We start from the raw sequence: 16681 nt of genomic DNA on the forward strand, positions 1-16681 counted from the left end.
ATCCTTGATTTAAAAAATCTAAGGTTTATAATAATAGTTGGGGATAAATATTTTAGTTTTTTTAACGAAGTAGGTTATTTTTTTAACATTTAATGAGGGGTGAATTTTTTGAATAACGGGATGAATTTTGATTTAAGCGAAAAACAGGCTCTTATGAGGAAACTGTTTCGTGAATTTGCAGAAAAGGAAGTAAAACCTCTAGCAGCAGAAATTGATGAAGAAGAGAGATTTCCAATAGAGAACGTAAAAAAAATGGCAGAAATAGGTATGATGGGAATACCATTTGAAAGCAAATATGGCGGTTCAGATGGAGATAATTTGTCATATATTTTGGCAGTTGAAGAACTTTCAAAGGTATGTGCAACAACAGGAGTAATCCTTTCAGCTCACACATCTCTTTGCTGCAATCCAATTTACACTTATGGTACTGAAGAGCAAAAGATGAAATACTTAGTGCCTTTGGCAAAAGGAGAAAAACTTGGTGCATTTGGTCTTACTGAGCCAAACGCAGGTTCTGATGCTGCAATGCAACAAACAACTGCTATCAAAGAAGGCGACTATTATAAAATAAACGGTTCAAAAATCTTTATAACCAATGGTGGTTATGCCGATATCTATATTATCTTTGCAATGACAGACAAGCAAAAGGGAACTAGAGGGATATCAGCATTTATAGTTGAAAAAGATATGGAAGGTTTCTCAATTGGTAAAATTGAAAAGAAACTCGGAATCCATGGTAGCTCAACTGCTGAATTGATTTTCAAAGACCTATATGTACCTAAGGAAAATTTATTGGGCCAAGAAGGAAAAGGTTTTGGGATAGCTATGTCCACTCTCGATGGTGGAAGAATAGGTATTGCTGCTCAAGCTATTGGCATTGCTCAAGGAGCTTTAAACGAAACAATAAAATACGTAAAAGAGAGAAAGCAATTTAGTAGACCTATTGCAGCTTTCCAAAACACTCAATTTGTAATCGCAGATTTACAAACAAAAATAGATGCTGCAAGACTTTTAGTCTATAGAGCTGCATATTTGAAAGACACTAATCAAAGCTATACTTCTGAGGCTGCAATGGCAAAATTATTTGCTGCTGAAGTAGCTATGGAAACTACTACAAAAGCTGTTCAATTACACGGTGGCTATGGATATACAAGAGACTATCCAGTAGAAAGAATGTTCAGAGATGCAAAAATAACTGAAATATATGAAGGAACCTCTGAAATTCAAAGATTAGTAATATCAAATAAATTATTAAAATGATAGGAGTCGATTATGAATATACTAGTGTTATTAAAACAAGTTCCAGATACAACTGAAATGCAAATAGATAAAGAAACTGGGACACTTATAAGAACAGGTGTTCCAACAATAACAAATCCTGATGATTTAGCAGGATTTGAGATGGCTTTGAGAATAAAAGACGAAAAGAATGCAAAGGTTACCTGTTTAACAATGGGACCACCCCAAGCAAAAAGCATGCTTAGAGAGTTATATGCAATGGGTGCTGACGAATGTATTTTAGTGAGTGACCCAAAATTTGGAGGTGCAGATACGTGGGCTACTTCCAATACTCTAGCCGCTGTAATAAAAACATTAGATTATGATCTAATAATAGCTGGTAGACAAGCAATAGATGGAGATACTGCTCAAGTTGGGCCACAAACAGCTGAAAAATTAGGGATACCACAAATAACTTATGTTGATGATATATTAGAAATAACTGACGAAAAAATCAAAGTAAAGAAAGCGCTTGAAAATAGCTATGAAGTGCTTGAATGTCCACTCCCTGCATTAATCACTACATTGAGCACAATTGCTACTCCAAGATATATGAGTGTTAAGGGAATAAGCCATGCTTTTGAGAAAGATATTAAAGTCGTCACATTTAACGATATAGACATAGATCCTTCAATAATTGGCTTAAAGGGTTCTCCAACAAAAGTAAAGAAGACTTTTACAAAAGAAGCTCATAAGAATTCCGATGTATTGGAATTAGATCCAAAGACAACCGCAAGAAAAATAGTAGAAACACTAATAGATTTTAAGTTTATTGGTAAATAAGGAGATTGAGATATGGATATAAAAGAATATAAGGATATATATGTGTTTTGTGAAGAAAAAGATGGGGCAATAAATGATGCTTCATTGGAATTATTAGGGGAAGCTCGTAGGCTAGTAGAAAACAGGCCTCAACTTGGCTACAAAGTCATTGGCGTTGCCATTGGCAATTTAGATGAAGATCTAATCAATGAAATTGGATATCACGGTGCTGATAAAATCATTTGGCTATACAATAAAGATATAAATCACTATAGTACAGAAATTTTCACTACTCTTTTTGTGGATGAAGTAATAAAAAAGGATAAGCCAGATATTGTGCTTATACCTGCAACAGTAATGGGAAGAGATTTAGCTCCTAGAATAGCAGCAAGATGCGATACAGGTTTGACTGCAGATGCTACCAAACTTGAATTTGATCCAGAAAATGAAAATTCTTCACTGCTTTATGTCACAAGGCCCGCATTTGGTGGAAACTTATTTGGTACGATTGTAAATGAAACCAAAAGACCTCAAATGACTACAATAAGACCTGGAGTAATGGAGAAATTGCCAAAAGACGCATCTAGACAATTTGAGATAGATAAAAGAGAAGTTTCTATAGTAAACATCAATGATCCAGTAAAATTAGTTGAAGTACTTCCAAGAGATCATATGGCTGTCGATATCACAAAAGCTGATATAATAATCTCAGGAGGTCGTGGAATTGGTGATAATTTCCATATTCTCGAAGAATGTGCTAAAATGATTGGTGCAGAAGTTGGAGCTTCTAGAGGGGCTGTAGACAAAGGCTATATAGCAAAAGACCATCAGGTTGGGCAAACTGGTAAGACTGTAAGGCCAAAGGTTTATATTGCTTGTGGAATTTCAGGAGCTGTTCAACATTTGGCTGGTATGGAAAAATCAGATTTTATAATTGCAATTAATAAAGATCCTGATGCCCCAATATTTAGTGTAGCAAACATAGGATTTGTTGGCGATGCTTTGGAAATTGTACCACTAATTACTGAAGAAATAAAAAAATATAGAGAGAGACCATATTAGATTATTTTAATATAGCGAGTGCAAGGCACTCGCTATATTAATGTTATTGCACCCATTAGTCCATACTCTTCTTTATCTCTTCGATAAGAATGCAAAAAGGATGTTGAATAAGTGGATAAGTCTATGTCAACAATATTTTTCTGTTTCATGCCCTTTTCTAATAAGACGTACTTAATAATGCCTTTTAGATCGATTAAATATTTGGTTTCATTTTTAGCAACTGAAAAATCTGATATATTACTAAATCTCTCCTTAAACATTGAATAAACATCTTCCTCAACTTCAAAATCCTCTTTGGATATTGATGGGCCTAATACTACTATGATGTCAGAAACATTAGATGAAAAGTTTTCTGCCATCACATCAATTGCTTTGTTTACAATAGTTTTTAAAGTTCCTCTCCACCCTGAATGAATATTAGCATGAACTTTATTTATTGGATCATATACTACAATCGGGGTGCAATCAGCAAATCTAGTGATAAGTCCTATTCCTCTTTTGCTTGTCATAAGTCCATCTGTATCAGGAAAGTACCTTCCAGTATCATTTTCAAAACCATCTTCAATGCTTCTAATAATCTTTATATTATCACCATGAACTTGAAAGCCATTAAAGAGTACGGTAGGTTTCTTACCTAAAAAATCATATATTAATTCTAGATTTTTATTTACTAGCATTGGATTTTTAGTTGTCTTTACCCCCAAATCCATATCTTTTGCTGTGAAGCAATGGTACAGCCCCATCTTTTTCAATTCGTCTACATATATAAACTTATGTTTATTATGTTCAATAATTTCGTAATTCAAATTATTCCTCCTAAACTATATTGCACCTATTTCTCTGATTATTTCAATAAATTGTTTTGTCATTCGAGCGGTGAAGCCCCAAATTATATAATCTCCATATTGGTAAAAAAGGACTATGTGCTTACCTTGTCTGAAATTATAATCCTTCCCCTTTGGAATCAACTCATATGGGAATGACTCATTTCCTTCGGTTTTTAATGCTAGCTCAAAAATCATCGGTTCATGGATCAAAAAATAATCTAAGGGAACAGCAAAAACATGGTCAACCTCGGCTTCATTGGGCTTAATATCTTCTAATTTAATATCTTTAAGTTCACCTAAAAAACAATGAATTGTAAAATTGGCATATGATATTAAATAATCCAATTCTCCCAAGACATTTATGTTTTTTTCTTCTATATTTAATTCTTCCACTGTTTCTCTAATAGCAGCTTGTTCATAAGTTTCATTTTCTTCAACTTTCCCACCAGGAAAAGATATTTCTCCTGGCTGAGCTATTAATGTAGAAGCTCTTAATTCATATATTATGTGCCACTTTTCATTTATTTTTATTAAAGGTATCAAAACAGAGTATTTGTTTTTTATATCTATGGGTTGAGGTATTCTATATTTCAAGCTTCTTTTCAATTCATCAATCTCCATACTGCACCTCTATGTCCTTTATAAAATCATATGCTACATTAAGCATAGTATCTTCTCTTCTAAAAACATTTGTTATATTTGCTTTCTCCAAAATTTTATCTAATGTATTGGTTTGATTAGGAATAATTAAATTAGGTTGTTTTTTAATTATCTCAAGGCACTCTTTAAAATCATATATTTTAAATTTTTCTATCTCATAGTATGCTAATAAAACTTCTACTAAATTCAATACAAAGTCTTCGTAATCATAATTTCCTTTTAATTCAAGTAATTTTGATACTTTAGGAATGATCACTTCAAATAGCAACCTTTTGTTTGTCTCTTCTGTTATATTTAAAGTCTTAGCTAGTGAATTCAATGTCGTTTCCTTAACATTTTTCAATAAATCAAAATAATATTCTTCTCCTAGTGGATTAAAATAATACTTATTTCCCTTTAACCCCTTTATTTCTTTCAAAGCATCGAAATAGCCCAATTTGATGTTTTGAACGGCAATGTTCTTTTCATAGGTAAATGAATTTCCTATGTTCTCTGATGGCGCTATAGTAATTATATTATATTCTTCGATAGGTACTCTTCTTGCTATTCCAAGAGCATTCGTCCTTATGATTATCATATCACTATATCCTTTTTCAACCAACATATCGAAAGGAAGATTATTATAATATGCGCCATCTAGAAAAAACTTCCCGCTAATTCTCTCTTTTTTAAAAACAGGTAAATAGCAAGAAGCCAATATATAATTCTTCATCTCTCCATATGGTATGTCCTCTTTAAACAGCTTCAATGGTTTTAAATCTGATATATTAACAGTTACTAAACCATAATTGACTTTCGAATTTCTAATTTTTTCTTCATCGATGTGTTGATCTAATAAATTTTTTAATGGAGTTATGTCAAACCCTCCATCTTTAATTACATCTCTAAGTTTATTTAATAAAATCCTTAAATCTTCTTTAGTGAGTCTAATATCCTTTAATCGGTCAATTTCTTCTTCATTAGCTTTTATGATATCTGTGTAATTCACATTCTCCCAAAGTTCATAAGCTTTATCAAAATCCCCTTGAACTATCATAGCCCCATTTAAAGCTCCAACTGATGTCCCAACGATAGCTCCTACATCAAACCCATTCTCTAATACAGCCTTATAAGCACCAATATGATAAGCACCCTTTGCTCCTCCACCTTCTAATACTACTCCATACATGTATTTTCCCCCCCTTAGTAGATAATATATATACCCATATTATAAAAATATATTTTTATGTTATAATACATTTTAATAGGGGGTTATACAATGACAAATAGAAAAAGTTGGAATCAATATTTTATGGAGATTACTGAAATGGTCGCATCAAGGTCAACCTGTGATAGAGCCTTCGTAGGCTGTGTAATCGTTAATGACGATCACAGAATTGTATCTACCGGATATAATGGATCAGTTGCAGGAAATCCACATTGTGATGATGTAGGCCATACAATGAGAGATGGGCATTGTATTGCAACTATACACGCAGAAATGAACGCACTCTTGTATTGTGCTAAAGAAGGGATCCCTGTAAAAAACTGCATTGTCTATGTAACTCATTTCCCTTGTTTAAATTGTACTAAAGCACTCATACAAGCTGGTATTAAAAAAATTTACTATAAATATGAATATAATGTCGATGAATATGCGCTTTATTTATTAAAGAATAATAATGTCGAAATTGAAAAATTATAATAACTTTGAATTCTTAGCTAGTTTATCTGCCTCTTCATTAAATTCATCGCCTGAATGTGCTTTTACTTTAATAAAATGGACTTCAATTTTGTCTTTTATTTCATCAAAAAATTTTTTATAGGCTTTAGTCCCCTCTTTAGTGGTTTTCCATTTGCCCAAAGCCCAATTCTCTATCCCCATGTAATCATAGTGAAGAATGAGTTTCTTCACTTTGTTATTTAATGCCCAAGTCATGACAACTTCTGCACCTTTTATTTCGCCAGCTACATTTCTCATAGAAGCTAGGTTTTCATCGTCAAATCTTTGTGAAAATGTTAACTTTTCGCCTTTAAAAAATACAACTGCACCAAATCCAAAAGTCTTGGTTTCTAAATCAAAGCTACCATCAATATAAGCAATAGCAGTATCTTCATTTAAAGCCATACTATTCTTATTTCCATCATTAGAAGCTTTATTTATAAAAGCTTCTGCTTCTTCGTAAGTATTGAACTTTTTATATATTGCTCCACTATAACCTTCTACTTCTTTTTTGCAATCCTCCCATGTATCATAAATACCTACATTTCTACCTTTCTTAACTGCATAAAACATATCTCACCTCAATTATTTTATTTATATATATTATATCTAAACACATAAAATATCAAGTATGATAGACTTTTAATATATATATGTTATATTTGTGTCAATTTTGGTATGATTATTAATTTTCTGTTAATTCTATTGTAATAAATTCTCATTTCTGCTAAAATAAAATTAATTGATTCAAACGTTTTCATTTGAATCAAAATATAATTTAGGGAGGTATACCATGGAACTTTTTAATGAAATTAATAGTATGGTAAATGGTGTAGTATGGGGTCCACCTATGCTCATACTATTAGTAGGAACTGGAATTTATTTAACTTTTAGAACTAAATTTTTCTCTATTACTAAGCTAGGCTATATTTTAAAGAACACCTTATTGAAAATCTTTTCAAAGGAACAAAGAGGAGAAGGAGAAGTAACAGCTTTTCAAGCGGTTGCAACAGCTCTTGCGGCAACTGTAGGAACTGGAAACATCGCTGGAGTTGCTACCGCTATTGCAACTGGTGGTCCTGGTGCAGTATTTTGGATGTGGGTATCAGCAATTTTCGGCATGACAACAAAATTCGCTGAAGTAGTTTTGTCAGTTAATTTCAGAGAAAAAACAGAAGACGGAAGATTTGTCGGAGGCCCTATGTATTATATTACAAACGGACTCCATATGAAATGGCTTGCGGTAATCTTTGCTATTTTCGGCTCAATCGCAGCATTTGGCATTGGAAACATGGTACAAGCTAATTCAGTAGCTGCTGCACTACAAGAATCATTTAAAATACCTCCTTTAGCAACCGGAATAGTACTTGCAATAATTACTGCTTTAGTAATAATTGGAGGAATTAAAAGAATTGGATCAGTTACAGAAAAACTAGTTCCATTTATGGCAGCAATTTATATATTAGGTGCTCTAGTAATTATCATTGGAAATATAACTCATATACCTGAAGCATTTGGATTGATTTTTAAATATGCTTTCACTCCAACAGCAGCAGTTGGTGGATTTGCCGGTGCTAGTGTAAGAACAGCTATGACAATGGGAGTTGCAAGAGGAGTATTTTCAAATGAAGCAGGTCTAGGATCTGCACCTATAGCTCACGCAGCTGCAACTACTGATCACCCTGTTAGACAAGGTTTGTGGGGAGTGTTTGAAGTTTTTATGGATACCATTGTTATTTGTTCAATGACAGCTTTGGCAATAATGGTATCAGGGCTTTGGGATAGTGGTGCATCTGGTGCTGTGTTAACTACACAAGCATTTAATGAGTCAATCCCAGGTGGTGGATATATTGTTACTATAGGTATACTTCTATTTGCATACTCAACTATCATTGGTTGGAGTTATTATGGCGAAAAATGTATAGAATATCTATTTGGGCCAAAAGCAATAATGCCTTATAGAATCGTCTATGTACCATTTATAGTTGTAGGTGCTATAGGTGGATTAGAAGTACTATGGGCTCTTGCTGATACATTAAATGGTCTTATGGCTATCCCTAACTTAATTGGAGTTTTATTGCTAAGTGGAACTGTAATTAGACTTACAAAAGAATTCTTTGCAAAAGAAGGTTTAACTAAAAAATAAGAAGTAGCTTAAGCTACTTCTTATTTTTACATTGAATGAGCCACTCTACTAGCAGCAGCTGCTGCTAGTGCAGCTACTATATCATCTAAAAATGTATTACATATCTCTCGTTTTTCATTATCTAGCTCTCCAATGATACCGAATTTCACTTTATCAAGATATCCAAAGTTTGTAAGCCCAATGGTTCCATATACATTTACAATTGATAGTGGTAAAATCTCATCTATACCATATAATCCTTCATCAGACAATATTATTGATTGTATAGGCTCTGGTAACAACCTTTTTTCAGCTAATTCATCTAAAGCAATACCTGTCAATACAGCATGTATTATTTCCCTTTTAGAAAGAACTGCTTCTAAACTCTCTAAGCACATTTCGATAGTTAGATTATCATGATAGTCCTTTTGAAGTTCATAAACAATGTTTGCAATATCTATTAACTCGACTCCTCTGTTTTTCAATGCTTCTACCGTCATGTTTTTTAATTCGTTCGAATCATACTTATGTTTATACATACTTTTCTCTTTTACCATTTAATCACCTCCCTGTTAATTTCTACCCTTGTTTTTATCATATATACTTGCAAATTTGAATTTTATTTTAAAAAAATGTATAATATATCTATCTAATGATGAAAGGAGTGACAAAGATGAAAAAGTACATGATAATCCTAATGTCTGTATTGGTTCTTTCACTTGTCTTGGTTGGCTGTAGCAGTGATACAAGTGAAGAAACAGCCTATGTAGACGGAACATATGAAGGTCAAGGAGAAGGAATGCATCCTTTAAAAGTTTCTGTTGAAGTAAAAGATGGTAAAATAGCATCAGTTACTGTTACAGAGCAACAAGAAACAGAAGGAGTTGCAGATCCAGCACTTGAACAAATACCTGCTGCTATCGTTGAGAATAATTCAACTGATGTTGACATAGTTTCTGGTGCAACATTAACTAGCAATGGTATAATTGAAGCAGTTAACAATGCTCTAGAGCAAGCAAAATAATACATTAATAAGATAACAGACTCAAAGTATTGAGTCTGTTATCTTATATAGAGATTTGCTCCAGCTTCAACTATAGCTTTTTTAGCAAGTAATTCTAAAGCATCAATGTATTCAATCTTTTCTTTAAAATTATACATATCAACTGCAACTGATAATTCTGTACATCCAATTATAAAAACTTGAACTCCATTATTTTTCATATCGAAAAATTCTTCATATAGTTTTTCTAAATTATTATCATATATACCCATCTTTATATTGTAAATTAATTTCATCACTTCTTTTTGCCCCTCAATTGAAGGTATGAGGTAATCTAAATTCTCTCTCTCTAATGCCTTTTGATAGACTCTTCCCATAATAGTACCATCTGTCCCTAATATCCCTATTTTTTCGTCTTTAAATCGGGTCTTAACTGTTTCAACAGCAACTTCTATCATACTAAGCAAAGGAATATCTATCTCTTTTACGATATCTTCATAAAAATAATGTGCATTGTTGCATGGCATTATTAGAAAATCAGCACCCATTTTTTCAAGTTTCTTAGCAGATTTTATCAATTCAGGTCTTGGATCAAGCCCTTTCCCAAGCACAAATTGGGTCCTATCTGGTATTCTAGTATTATTGTCAATGAGTATCGGGGGGTGCTCTTGATCAGATGATGCTGAAGTATTTAATACTATTTTTTCAAATAATTTAACTGTTGCTAAAGGCCCCATGCCTCCTATTATCCCTATTGTTTTCATAATTCTCCTTCTTTAACTAATTATTAGATGTTGCATTGCCATATGTCTTTGATAATTTCATATACCCATCTGTCATTTGAACAGAACCATCAGGAAAAACCCAAATAGCTTCTAAACCATCTTTTGATTCTACCATTTTTTTGCTTTCTTCAAATGGTAATAAAAAAGCTTCAGTTGAATAGAAATCTGCTTCTCCAGAGTTTGGTGTGATGACAGTTATAGCTCTATAGTACGTGGCAGGCATTAAAGTATCTGGATCTATAATATGATGCATCCTTTCTCCATCAACAATGTAGTACCTTTGGTAATCCCCTGAGCTAACAACAGATAGATCATTTATAAATACAGTGTCAAGTATTTTATTGTCGTCTGTAAAAATATCTTTATTAGGATCTTGTATACCTATGCCCCATTTATCTCTACTCCCATCTAATGGTTTCCCAACTGCTTTAACATTTCCTCCCGAACTCATAATAAATGAGTTGAATCCTTCTTTTTTGATTTCTTCTACTACTATCTCAGTTGCATATCCTTTTGCTACAGCACCGACATCCAGTCTCATATTGGGATCTTCTAGATATATTGTACTATTTATTTCATCAATGATGACTTTATTTATATCAGTATGCTCATTTGCTGCTTGAAGTTCTTCCATTGATGGAATTCTTGCGTTCTCCGGATTTGATTCTGCTTCATCTCTGTATTTAGCCCATACATCTAAAACACTACCAAAAGCTATATTCGTTCTCTGCTTGTTTTTGAAATACATCTCTTTTGAAAATTTGATTAGGTCAATTATCTCTTTATCTACTTTTACAGGTTGTATTCCAGCATTGTCATTGATTGTCTTAATGTTATTTATACCTTCATAATCATTGTATCTGTCGTAAAGTTTGTGAAGTTCTAGCATTCTATCGTGCATTATCTTAGTATAATTTCGAAATTCATCTTCACTCTCAGTGTAACCTACAATTTGCACAACTGTATCAAATGTATCAAAAAATGTCTCTGTGTATTTTGTATAGCTAGTTTTATTTGTACATCCACTAAGAACAGAGACAAAAATAGCAAAAATTAAAATATATGAAATTTTCTTATTCACTTTATCACCCCGGATAATCATACCAAAAAATAATAATTTTTACAAATTAAAACTCCCTCAAAAGAGGGAGTTTTATAAACTATTTTGCGTTGTTAATTGCTTCTTCAACTACTGCTAAATAATCATCTACGTGTATTGTTACACTTGAAACTAAATCTTCTTCAGCAGGTTTTCCTTCTTCTAATTTCATAGCTTTAATTTCATCTAAGGTCTTACCTTTCATCCATTCAGCTAAAGCTTGTGCTTGCTCATACCATTCCTTTTTAATTGGTGATACTTTTCCCATGCCATAATCTTCTTTTAATTCATTCTTTGTCTTTAATTCAACAGTTTTATCAATAGCAACTTTTCCATCTGCATCAAATGGTATAACTACTTGAGCTGTATCGATTATTGTTCCAGCAACTTTCCCATCTGCGTCTAATGCGGTAGCACTTATAATTGTATCTACTTGTGCTTGTGCATTTACAGGATTTCCATTTGCATCTGTTCCAGCACTAACTGATTTTGCAATTGATGTCTTAACTCCTAAACCAACTTTTTCAGCTCCAGTAACATCAATAGCATTATTCCATGCTTCTTCAACTATTTTCAAGTATTCTCCTACGTCCATAGTTACTGATGAAGTAAGTTCAGGAACATTTGGTACTGTTGGATGCTCATCATCTCTTTTAGTTGTTTCCATTGAAACAATTTCTTCAACAGTCTTTCCTACCATCCACTCTTGCAATGCATCCATTTGTTCAAACCATTCTTTTCCTATAGGTGAAACCTTGCCCATTCCATAGTCAGTACCTAAGTCTCTTTTTGTTGGTACTTCTGCATTTACATCACTTGTTAATTGCATGTTTTCGTCAAATGCTACTTTTGTTTGAGCACTATCGATATAAACACTTACTACTTTACCATCCGCGTCAAATCCTACAGCAGCAATCATTACATCTGCTTGTGCAAGAGGATTTACTGGATTTCCATTAGCGTCTGTCCCTTTGTCTTTTGATTTAGCTATAGAAACTATATGTCCTAAACCTAACTTTGTGATAGTACCACTTGTTGTTTCTGTTCCTTCACCAGTGTCTGGTGTAGTTGGCTCTTCTGTTTCAGTAGCTGGTTCACTAGTACATGCAACCAAAAGCGAGATAGACAAAACTATCATAAGTACAATTGATAATATTCTTTTCATACTCTTCCCCCCATATTTATGTTATATTTCTCTATTATTATAGCACATAAGAAATATGACATCAATACATATTGATAAATATTTATTTATCAATATGTTAATAATACAATTATGTTTACTCTTTATTTATGTGATGCCTGCCTTTATGCAATATAAATTTTTATAATGTGAATACAATTATTTTAACCCTATTCAACAGTTACTGATTTAGCTAAATTCCTTGGCTTATCTACGTCATTTCCCTTTAGCAGTGCCGTGTAGTATGAAATAAGTTGAGCAACAACAACTGAAATAAGAGGCATAAAGATGTTAAAGCTTTCTTCTAGTAATACTACTTCATCACATATCTCTTTAAGGTCTTCATTCTTTTTTCTGGTCACTCCCACTACATAAGCTCCTCTGGCTTTTACTTCTTTTATGTTAGAAACTATTTTATCGTAAATCAACGATTGAGTGGCAAAAGCAATAACTGGCGTTCCTTCTTCTATCAGTGCTATGCTTCCATGTTTTAATTCTCCTGCCGGAAATGCTTCAGTGTGAATATATGATATCTCTTTTAATTTTAAAGCCCCTTCCAAAGCTGTGTAATAGTCAAGTCCTCTCCCTAAATAAAAAACTGATTGTTTATCTTTTATTGTCTCACTTATGTTTTTAGCTTTTTTATCGCATTCTGATAAAGTAATTTGTAGCTTTTCAGGTAATGTCCTTAATTCGTTTAATATCTCTTCATAGCAGGTTAATTCTATTGTGTTTTTAAGCCTTCCAAAGTGCAATGCCATTAAGTAGAAAGCTACTAGCTGAGTAGTATAAGCTTTTGTAGAGGCAACTGCTATCTCTGGCCCTGCCCATGTATAAAATACATCATCTGATTCTCTTGCAATAGAACTACCAACAACATTTGTTATAGATAAAATTCTTGCGCCTTTCTCTTTTGCATCTTTTAGCGCTTGTAGTGTATCAGCAGTTTCGCCTGATTGGCTTACTATCACAACTAAAGTGTTTTCATCAATATTATGTTCACTGTATCTAAATTCTGAAGCAATATCAGCTATTGTATCTACTTTTAGAAATGTTTGGAATAAGTATTTCCCAATAAGCCCCGCATGATATGCTGTACCACATGCCACGATATATATTTTATTGATTTTTTCTAAAACTTCTTTTGTAATACTTATATTTTCTAATACTATATTCCCTTTTTCATCTATTCTTCTTTCAACAGTATCTCTTATTGCAGTAGGTTGTTGGTAAATTTCTTTGAGCATAAAATGTGCATACCCTTCTTTTGAAGCTGATTCAACATCCCAAGAGATTTCTTCTGATCTTCTATTTACTTTTTTTCTGTCTTTGTCATACACTTCATACCCAGCTTTTGTTATCCTGATTATGTCCTTGTTATCTAAATAAACAACTTTCTTAGTATATTTCAAAACTGCTGGTATGTCTGAAGCAACTATAGTTTCATTTTCTCCTACTCCTAGAATAAGTGGGCTTTCATTTCTAACAGCCACAATTTCATCGGGATTGTTTTCAGATACAATGGCTAATGCATATGCCCCTTTTAATCTGTCTTCAGCTTTAAAAACAGCCTCTAATAAATCACCATCATAAAAAAAATCTATTAAATGTGCTACTACTTCTGTGTCTGTATCTGAAATAAATTTATACCCATTTTTTTCTAGATCTTCTTTTATCTCCCTATAATTCTCAATAATGCCATTATGTACAACAGCTATTGTACCAGAACTATTCGTATGAGGATGAGAATTTATATCAGATGGTATTCCATGAGTAGCCCATCTTGTATGTCCTATACCAACATTGCCATTTATAGGGTTTTCTTCTAAACTTTTTTCTAAATTTGAAAGCCTCCCTGCCATTTTTCTTACTCTTAATTTACCATTTTCGATTATTCCAACGCCTGAAGAATCATATCCTCTATATTCAAGTTTCTCTAATCCATCAATTATGACTTCCTGAGCATTTTTATTGCCAACGTATCCAACTATACCACACATTTATACCCCTCCTTTTTTTAGAGAAAAAATTAACGCCCCTAAAGACGTTAATCATATTTAACTAAAGAATTTACATGATAGCCTTTAAGCTTATCTCGCCCTTTCAAATCTACTAGTTCAATTACAAACTCAAGTGCTACTACTTCACCACCAAAAGATTCAATTAACTTTGTTGCTGCGAGAACTGTACCAGCAGTTGCTAATAAGTCATCTATAATAGCCACTCTGTCCCCTTTTTTAATAGCTTCTGTCTGAATCTCTAGTGCTGCTGATCCATATTCAAGATCATAATCATATTTAGTTGTCTCTCCCGGCAGTTTACCAGGCTTTCTTACTGGTATAAAACCAACACCTAAACCATAAGCTACTGCAGCTCCAAATAAAAAGCCTCTCGCTTCTGGTCCGACAACATAATCTATTTCTTTATCTTTTAAGTCTTCAATCATCATGCTAATTGTTTCGTGGAATGCTTCTTTATCTCTTGTTAATGTAGTGATGTCTTTAAAGCTTACACCTTTAACAGGAAAATCTTCAATTTCTCTGATCTTTGATTTTAGATCCAACTTACTTCCCCCTTGATTTTTATAGAAACCTTGCTTTCCATAAATATTAGTTTATCACATTTAGTAAAAAATAAAAACAATTTACATGATTCGATCTATCTCAGTAATTCTTCTTTTAATGGGATCAAACAGCTTCTCTTTATCTATTCCAATTTCTTTTTTAGATATTATATCTAAAGCGATTTTTGCTCCCATATCCATTCCTTGGCATCCTGCCAATAAAATTATATCACCTTTTTGAACTTCGTCTATTGCTTTTTTAATAGCGTCATAAAGTGTATCATGAATTTCTAATGGAATTCCCGCATTTAAAATTTCTTCTCTGAAAACTTCTTCTTCAATTGGCTTTACTTCATCTTTTTTTGTCACGTTTCCAACGCTTCTAGTGGCAATGATCTTTTCTATGCCTAATTTATCTTTCCATGATATTAAAGCTTTTGCATTTTCTCTATTTACTGTTGGCCCTCTATTTCCCCTTATTGCGTAAACAATGTGAAATTTATTTTTATCCATATAGCTAATGCTTTCAAGTGTGGAGTTGATATTTTTTAGGTTGGCAAAGTGATCGTCTATTATTATATAATCGCCTTCGTAAATAAATTCAAATCTCCTTTCCACACCCTTAAATTCTTTAAGTGTCTTTATGATGATTTCTTTTTCTACTCCAAAAGCGAGGGCAATACATATACTCGCCATAGCATTTTCGATTGAATGGTATCCTGGAATATTTAGTTCAACATCAAATTCATCTTTTCCGATATTTACATTTTTAAATTTAATGTCTTCATCAATGATTACTCTAAATTTTGCCCTGCCACCTACTAATTCTATATTTTTACATGAAACATCAGCTTTGTTGCCATTTATAGAGAAAGTTATTACATCAGCTCTTGTATTGTATTTAAGTGATGAAATCATATCATAATCGATATTTAATATTGCAACTGCTTCTTCTTTTACATTTTTAATTAAACTTGATTTTGCCATCCAATAGTTTTTGAAACTACCATGTTGGTCAATATGTTCTCTAGCCAAATTTGCGAAAGAAACTATGTCATAATCAACATCAGCAACTCTATTAAGTTCCAGAGCTGAAGATGAAACTTCCATAACACATGTATCAATATTATTTTTGTGCATATTATAGAATTTTTCTTGTAAATCAAGGCTTTCAGGGGTTGTCAATTCAGCTATTTCTATTTTATCCCCTATTTTATTCATTACACTTCCTATCAGCCCGGTTTTGATATCCGTATTTCTTAATATTGTCTCTACTAAAAAAGAAGTTGTTGTTTTTCCATTTGTTGCTGTTATTCCAATTACTTTCATCTTTTTTGTTGGAGAGTTATAAAATATGTCGCTTATCAAAGACAGTGCTCTTCGCGAGTCTTTAACCTTTATTTGCATAATATTTACATCAACAAATTCTTCCACGATTGCAGCTTTTGCACCATTGTTTAAGGCATCTTCTATATATTTATGTCCATCGGTTATAAAACCTTTTATTGCAACATATATTGAATTTAAAGTTGCTTTTTTAGAATGATATGCAATGCTCTTTATTTCAAAATCCTCTTTAAAATTTCTAATCTCATAATGCTCTATTTGATGAACCAATTCAGAAATTAACAT

17 protein-coding genes are annotated in these 16681 nt (G+C 32.6%); 6 read left to right on the top strand and 11 right to left on the bottom strand.

The features are described 5' to 3' along the window. The first annotated feature begins 120 nt into the window (after window positions 1-120). The 3 genes from E4100_RS07540 to E4100_RS07550 are packed head-to-tail and all read left to right on the top strand — an operon-like array spanning window position 121 to window position 3102. Entirely contained in the window at window positions 121-1260 is a 1140-nt protein-coding gene (locus E4100_RS07540; protein ID WP_135271483.1) for an acyl-CoA dehydrogenase, read from the top strand. A 12-nt stretch (window positions 1261-1272) separates the two neighbouring features. Further along, entirely contained in the window at window positions 1273-2061 is a 789-nt protein-coding gene (locus E4100_RS07545; protein ID WP_135271431.1) for an electron transfer flavoprotein subunit beta/FixA family protein, read from the top strand. A 12-nt stretch (window positions 2062-2073) separates the two neighbouring features. Then, the gene (locus tag E4100_RS07550) at window positions 2074-3102 is read left to right on the top strand and encodes an electron transfer flavoprotein subunit alpha/FixB family protein (protein ID WP_135271432.1); all 1029 of its coding nucleotides are present in this window, start codon (window positions 2074-2076) and stop codon (window positions 3100-3102) included. A gap of 32 nt (window positions 3103-3134) precedes the next feature. On the opposite strand, the gene pgeF is transcribed toward E4100_RS07550, so the two are convergent. From pgeF to E4100_RS07565, 3 genes are read right to left on the bottom strand one after another with little or no spacing between them, the layout of a single operon-like run. After that, window positions 3135-3908 (bottom strand): peptidoglycan editing factor PgeF, encoded by a 774-nt coding sequence (pgeF, locus tag E4100_RS07555; RefSeq protein ID WP_135271433.1) that lies wholly within the window; start codon window positions 3906-3908, stop codon window positions 3135-3137. 15 nt (window positions 3909-3923) lie between these two features. Next, a complete protein-coding gene (locus E4100_RS07560) occupies window positions 3924-4550 on the bottom strand; it encodes an NUDIX hydrolase (RefSeq protein ID WP_135271434.1) in 627 nt (208 codons plus the stop codon). After that, window positions 4540-5757: a patatin-like phospholipase family protein gene (locus E4100_RS07565; protein WP_135271435.1), complete on the bottom strand. Its 1218-nt coding sequence runs from the start codon at window positions 5755-5757 to the stop codon at window positions 4540-4542. Before E4100_RS07565 ends, E4100_RS07560 begins: the two co-directional genes overlap by 11 nt. Window positions 5758-5847: 90 nt before the next feature. Here E4100_RS07565 and E4100_RS07570 point away from each other — a divergent pair, with 90 nt between their 5' ends. Continuing rightward, window positions 5848-6273: a deoxycytidylate deaminase gene (locus E4100_RS07570; protein WP_135271436.1), complete on the top strand. Its 426-nt coding sequence runs from the start codon at window positions 5848-5850 to the stop codon at window positions 6271-6273. On the opposite strand, the gene E4100_RS07575 is transcribed toward E4100_RS07570, so the two are convergent. Continuing rightward, window positions 6268-6864, bottom strand: a complete 597-nt coding sequence (locus tag E4100_RS07575) for a ribonuclease H1 domain-containing protein (protein WP_135271437.1) — start codon at window positions 6862-6864, stop codon at window positions 6268-6270. The genes E4100_RS07570 and E4100_RS07575 overlap by 6 nt on opposite strands. A 220-nt stretch (window positions 6865-7084) precedes the next feature. On the opposite strand from E4100_RS07575, the gene E4100_RS07580 reads away from it, so the two are divergent. Beyond that, the gene (locus E4100_RS07580; protein WP_135271438.1) at window positions 7085-8437 is read left to right on the top strand and encodes an alanine/glycine:cation symporter family protein; all 1353 of its coding nucleotides are present in this window, start codon (window positions 7085-7087) and stop codon (window positions 8435-8437) included. Window positions 8438-8463: 26 nt separating this feature from the next. Here the strand turns inward: E4100_RS07580 and E4100_RS07585 are convergent, their stop codons facing one another. Then, a complete protein-coding gene (locus E4100_RS07585) occupies window positions 8464-8973 on the bottom strand; it encodes a phosphatidylglycerophosphatase A family protein (RefSeq protein ID WP_245196377.1) in 510 nt (169 codons plus the stop codon). A 116-nt stretch (window positions 8974-9089) separates the two neighbouring features. Between E4100_RS07585 and E4100_RS07590 the strand changes: the two genes are divergently transcribed. Continuing rightward, window positions 9090-9440, top strand: coding sequence for an FMN-binding protein (locus E4100_RS07590; protein ID WP_135271439.1), 351 nt, complete (start codon window positions 9090-9092; stop codon window positions 9438-9440). A gap of 38 nt (window positions 9441-9478) precedes the next feature. Here E4100_RS07590 and cuyB read toward each other — a convergent pair whose 3' ends face one another. The 6 genes from cuyB to E4100_RS07620 all read right to left on the bottom strand — a co-directional run bounded on the left by cuyB (window position 9479) and on the right by E4100_RS07620 (window position 16681). Next, window positions 9479-10183 carry a cysteate racemase gene (gene cuyB, locus E4100_RS07595; RefSeq protein WP_135271440.1) on the bottom strand — a complete coding sequence of 235 codons (705 nt, stop codon included), beginning with the start codon at window positions 10181-10183 and terminating at the stop codon, window positions 9479-9481. 16 nt (window positions 10184-10199) lie between these two features. Then, window positions 10200-11285, bottom strand: coding sequence for an FAD:protein FMN transferase (locus E4100_RS07600; protein WP_209315314.1), 1086 nt, complete (start codon window positions 11283-11285; stop codon window positions 10200-10202). Between the two features lie 79 nt (window positions 11286-11364). Then, window positions 11365-12468, bottom strand: coding sequence for a hypothetical protein (locus tag E4100_RS07605; RefSeq protein WP_135271442.1), 1104 nt, complete (start codon window positions 12466-12468; stop codon window positions 11365-11367). A 188-nt stretch (window positions 12469-12656) separates the two neighbouring features. Then, on the bottom strand, window positions 12657-14486 hold the full coding sequence (glmS, locus tag E4100_RS07610; protein ID WP_135271443.1) for a glutamine--fructose-6-phosphate transaminase (isomerizing): 1830 nt from the start codon (window positions 14484-14486) through the stop codon (window positions 12657-12659). A 47-nt stretch (window positions 14487-14533) separates the two neighbouring features. Continuing rightward, the gene (locus E4100_RS07615) at window positions 14534-15049 is read right to left on the bottom strand and encodes an adenine phosphoribosyltransferase (RefSeq protein WP_135271444.1); all 516 of its coding nucleotides are present in this window, start codon (window positions 15047-15049) and stop codon (window positions 14534-14536) included. An 81-nt stretch (window positions 15050-15130) separates the two neighbouring features. Further along, on the bottom strand, window positions 15131-16681 hold the full coding sequence (locus E4100_RS07620; protein ID WP_135271445.1) for a Mur ligase family protein: 1551 nt from the start codon (window positions 16679-16681) through the stop codon (window positions 15131-15133).

Origin of the sequence: Soehngenia longivitae, assembly GCF_004684055.1 — a bacterium.
GTDB classification, from domain to species: domain Bacteria; phylum Bacillota; class Clostridia; order Tissierellales; family Tissierellaceae; genus Soehngenia; species Soehngenia longivitae.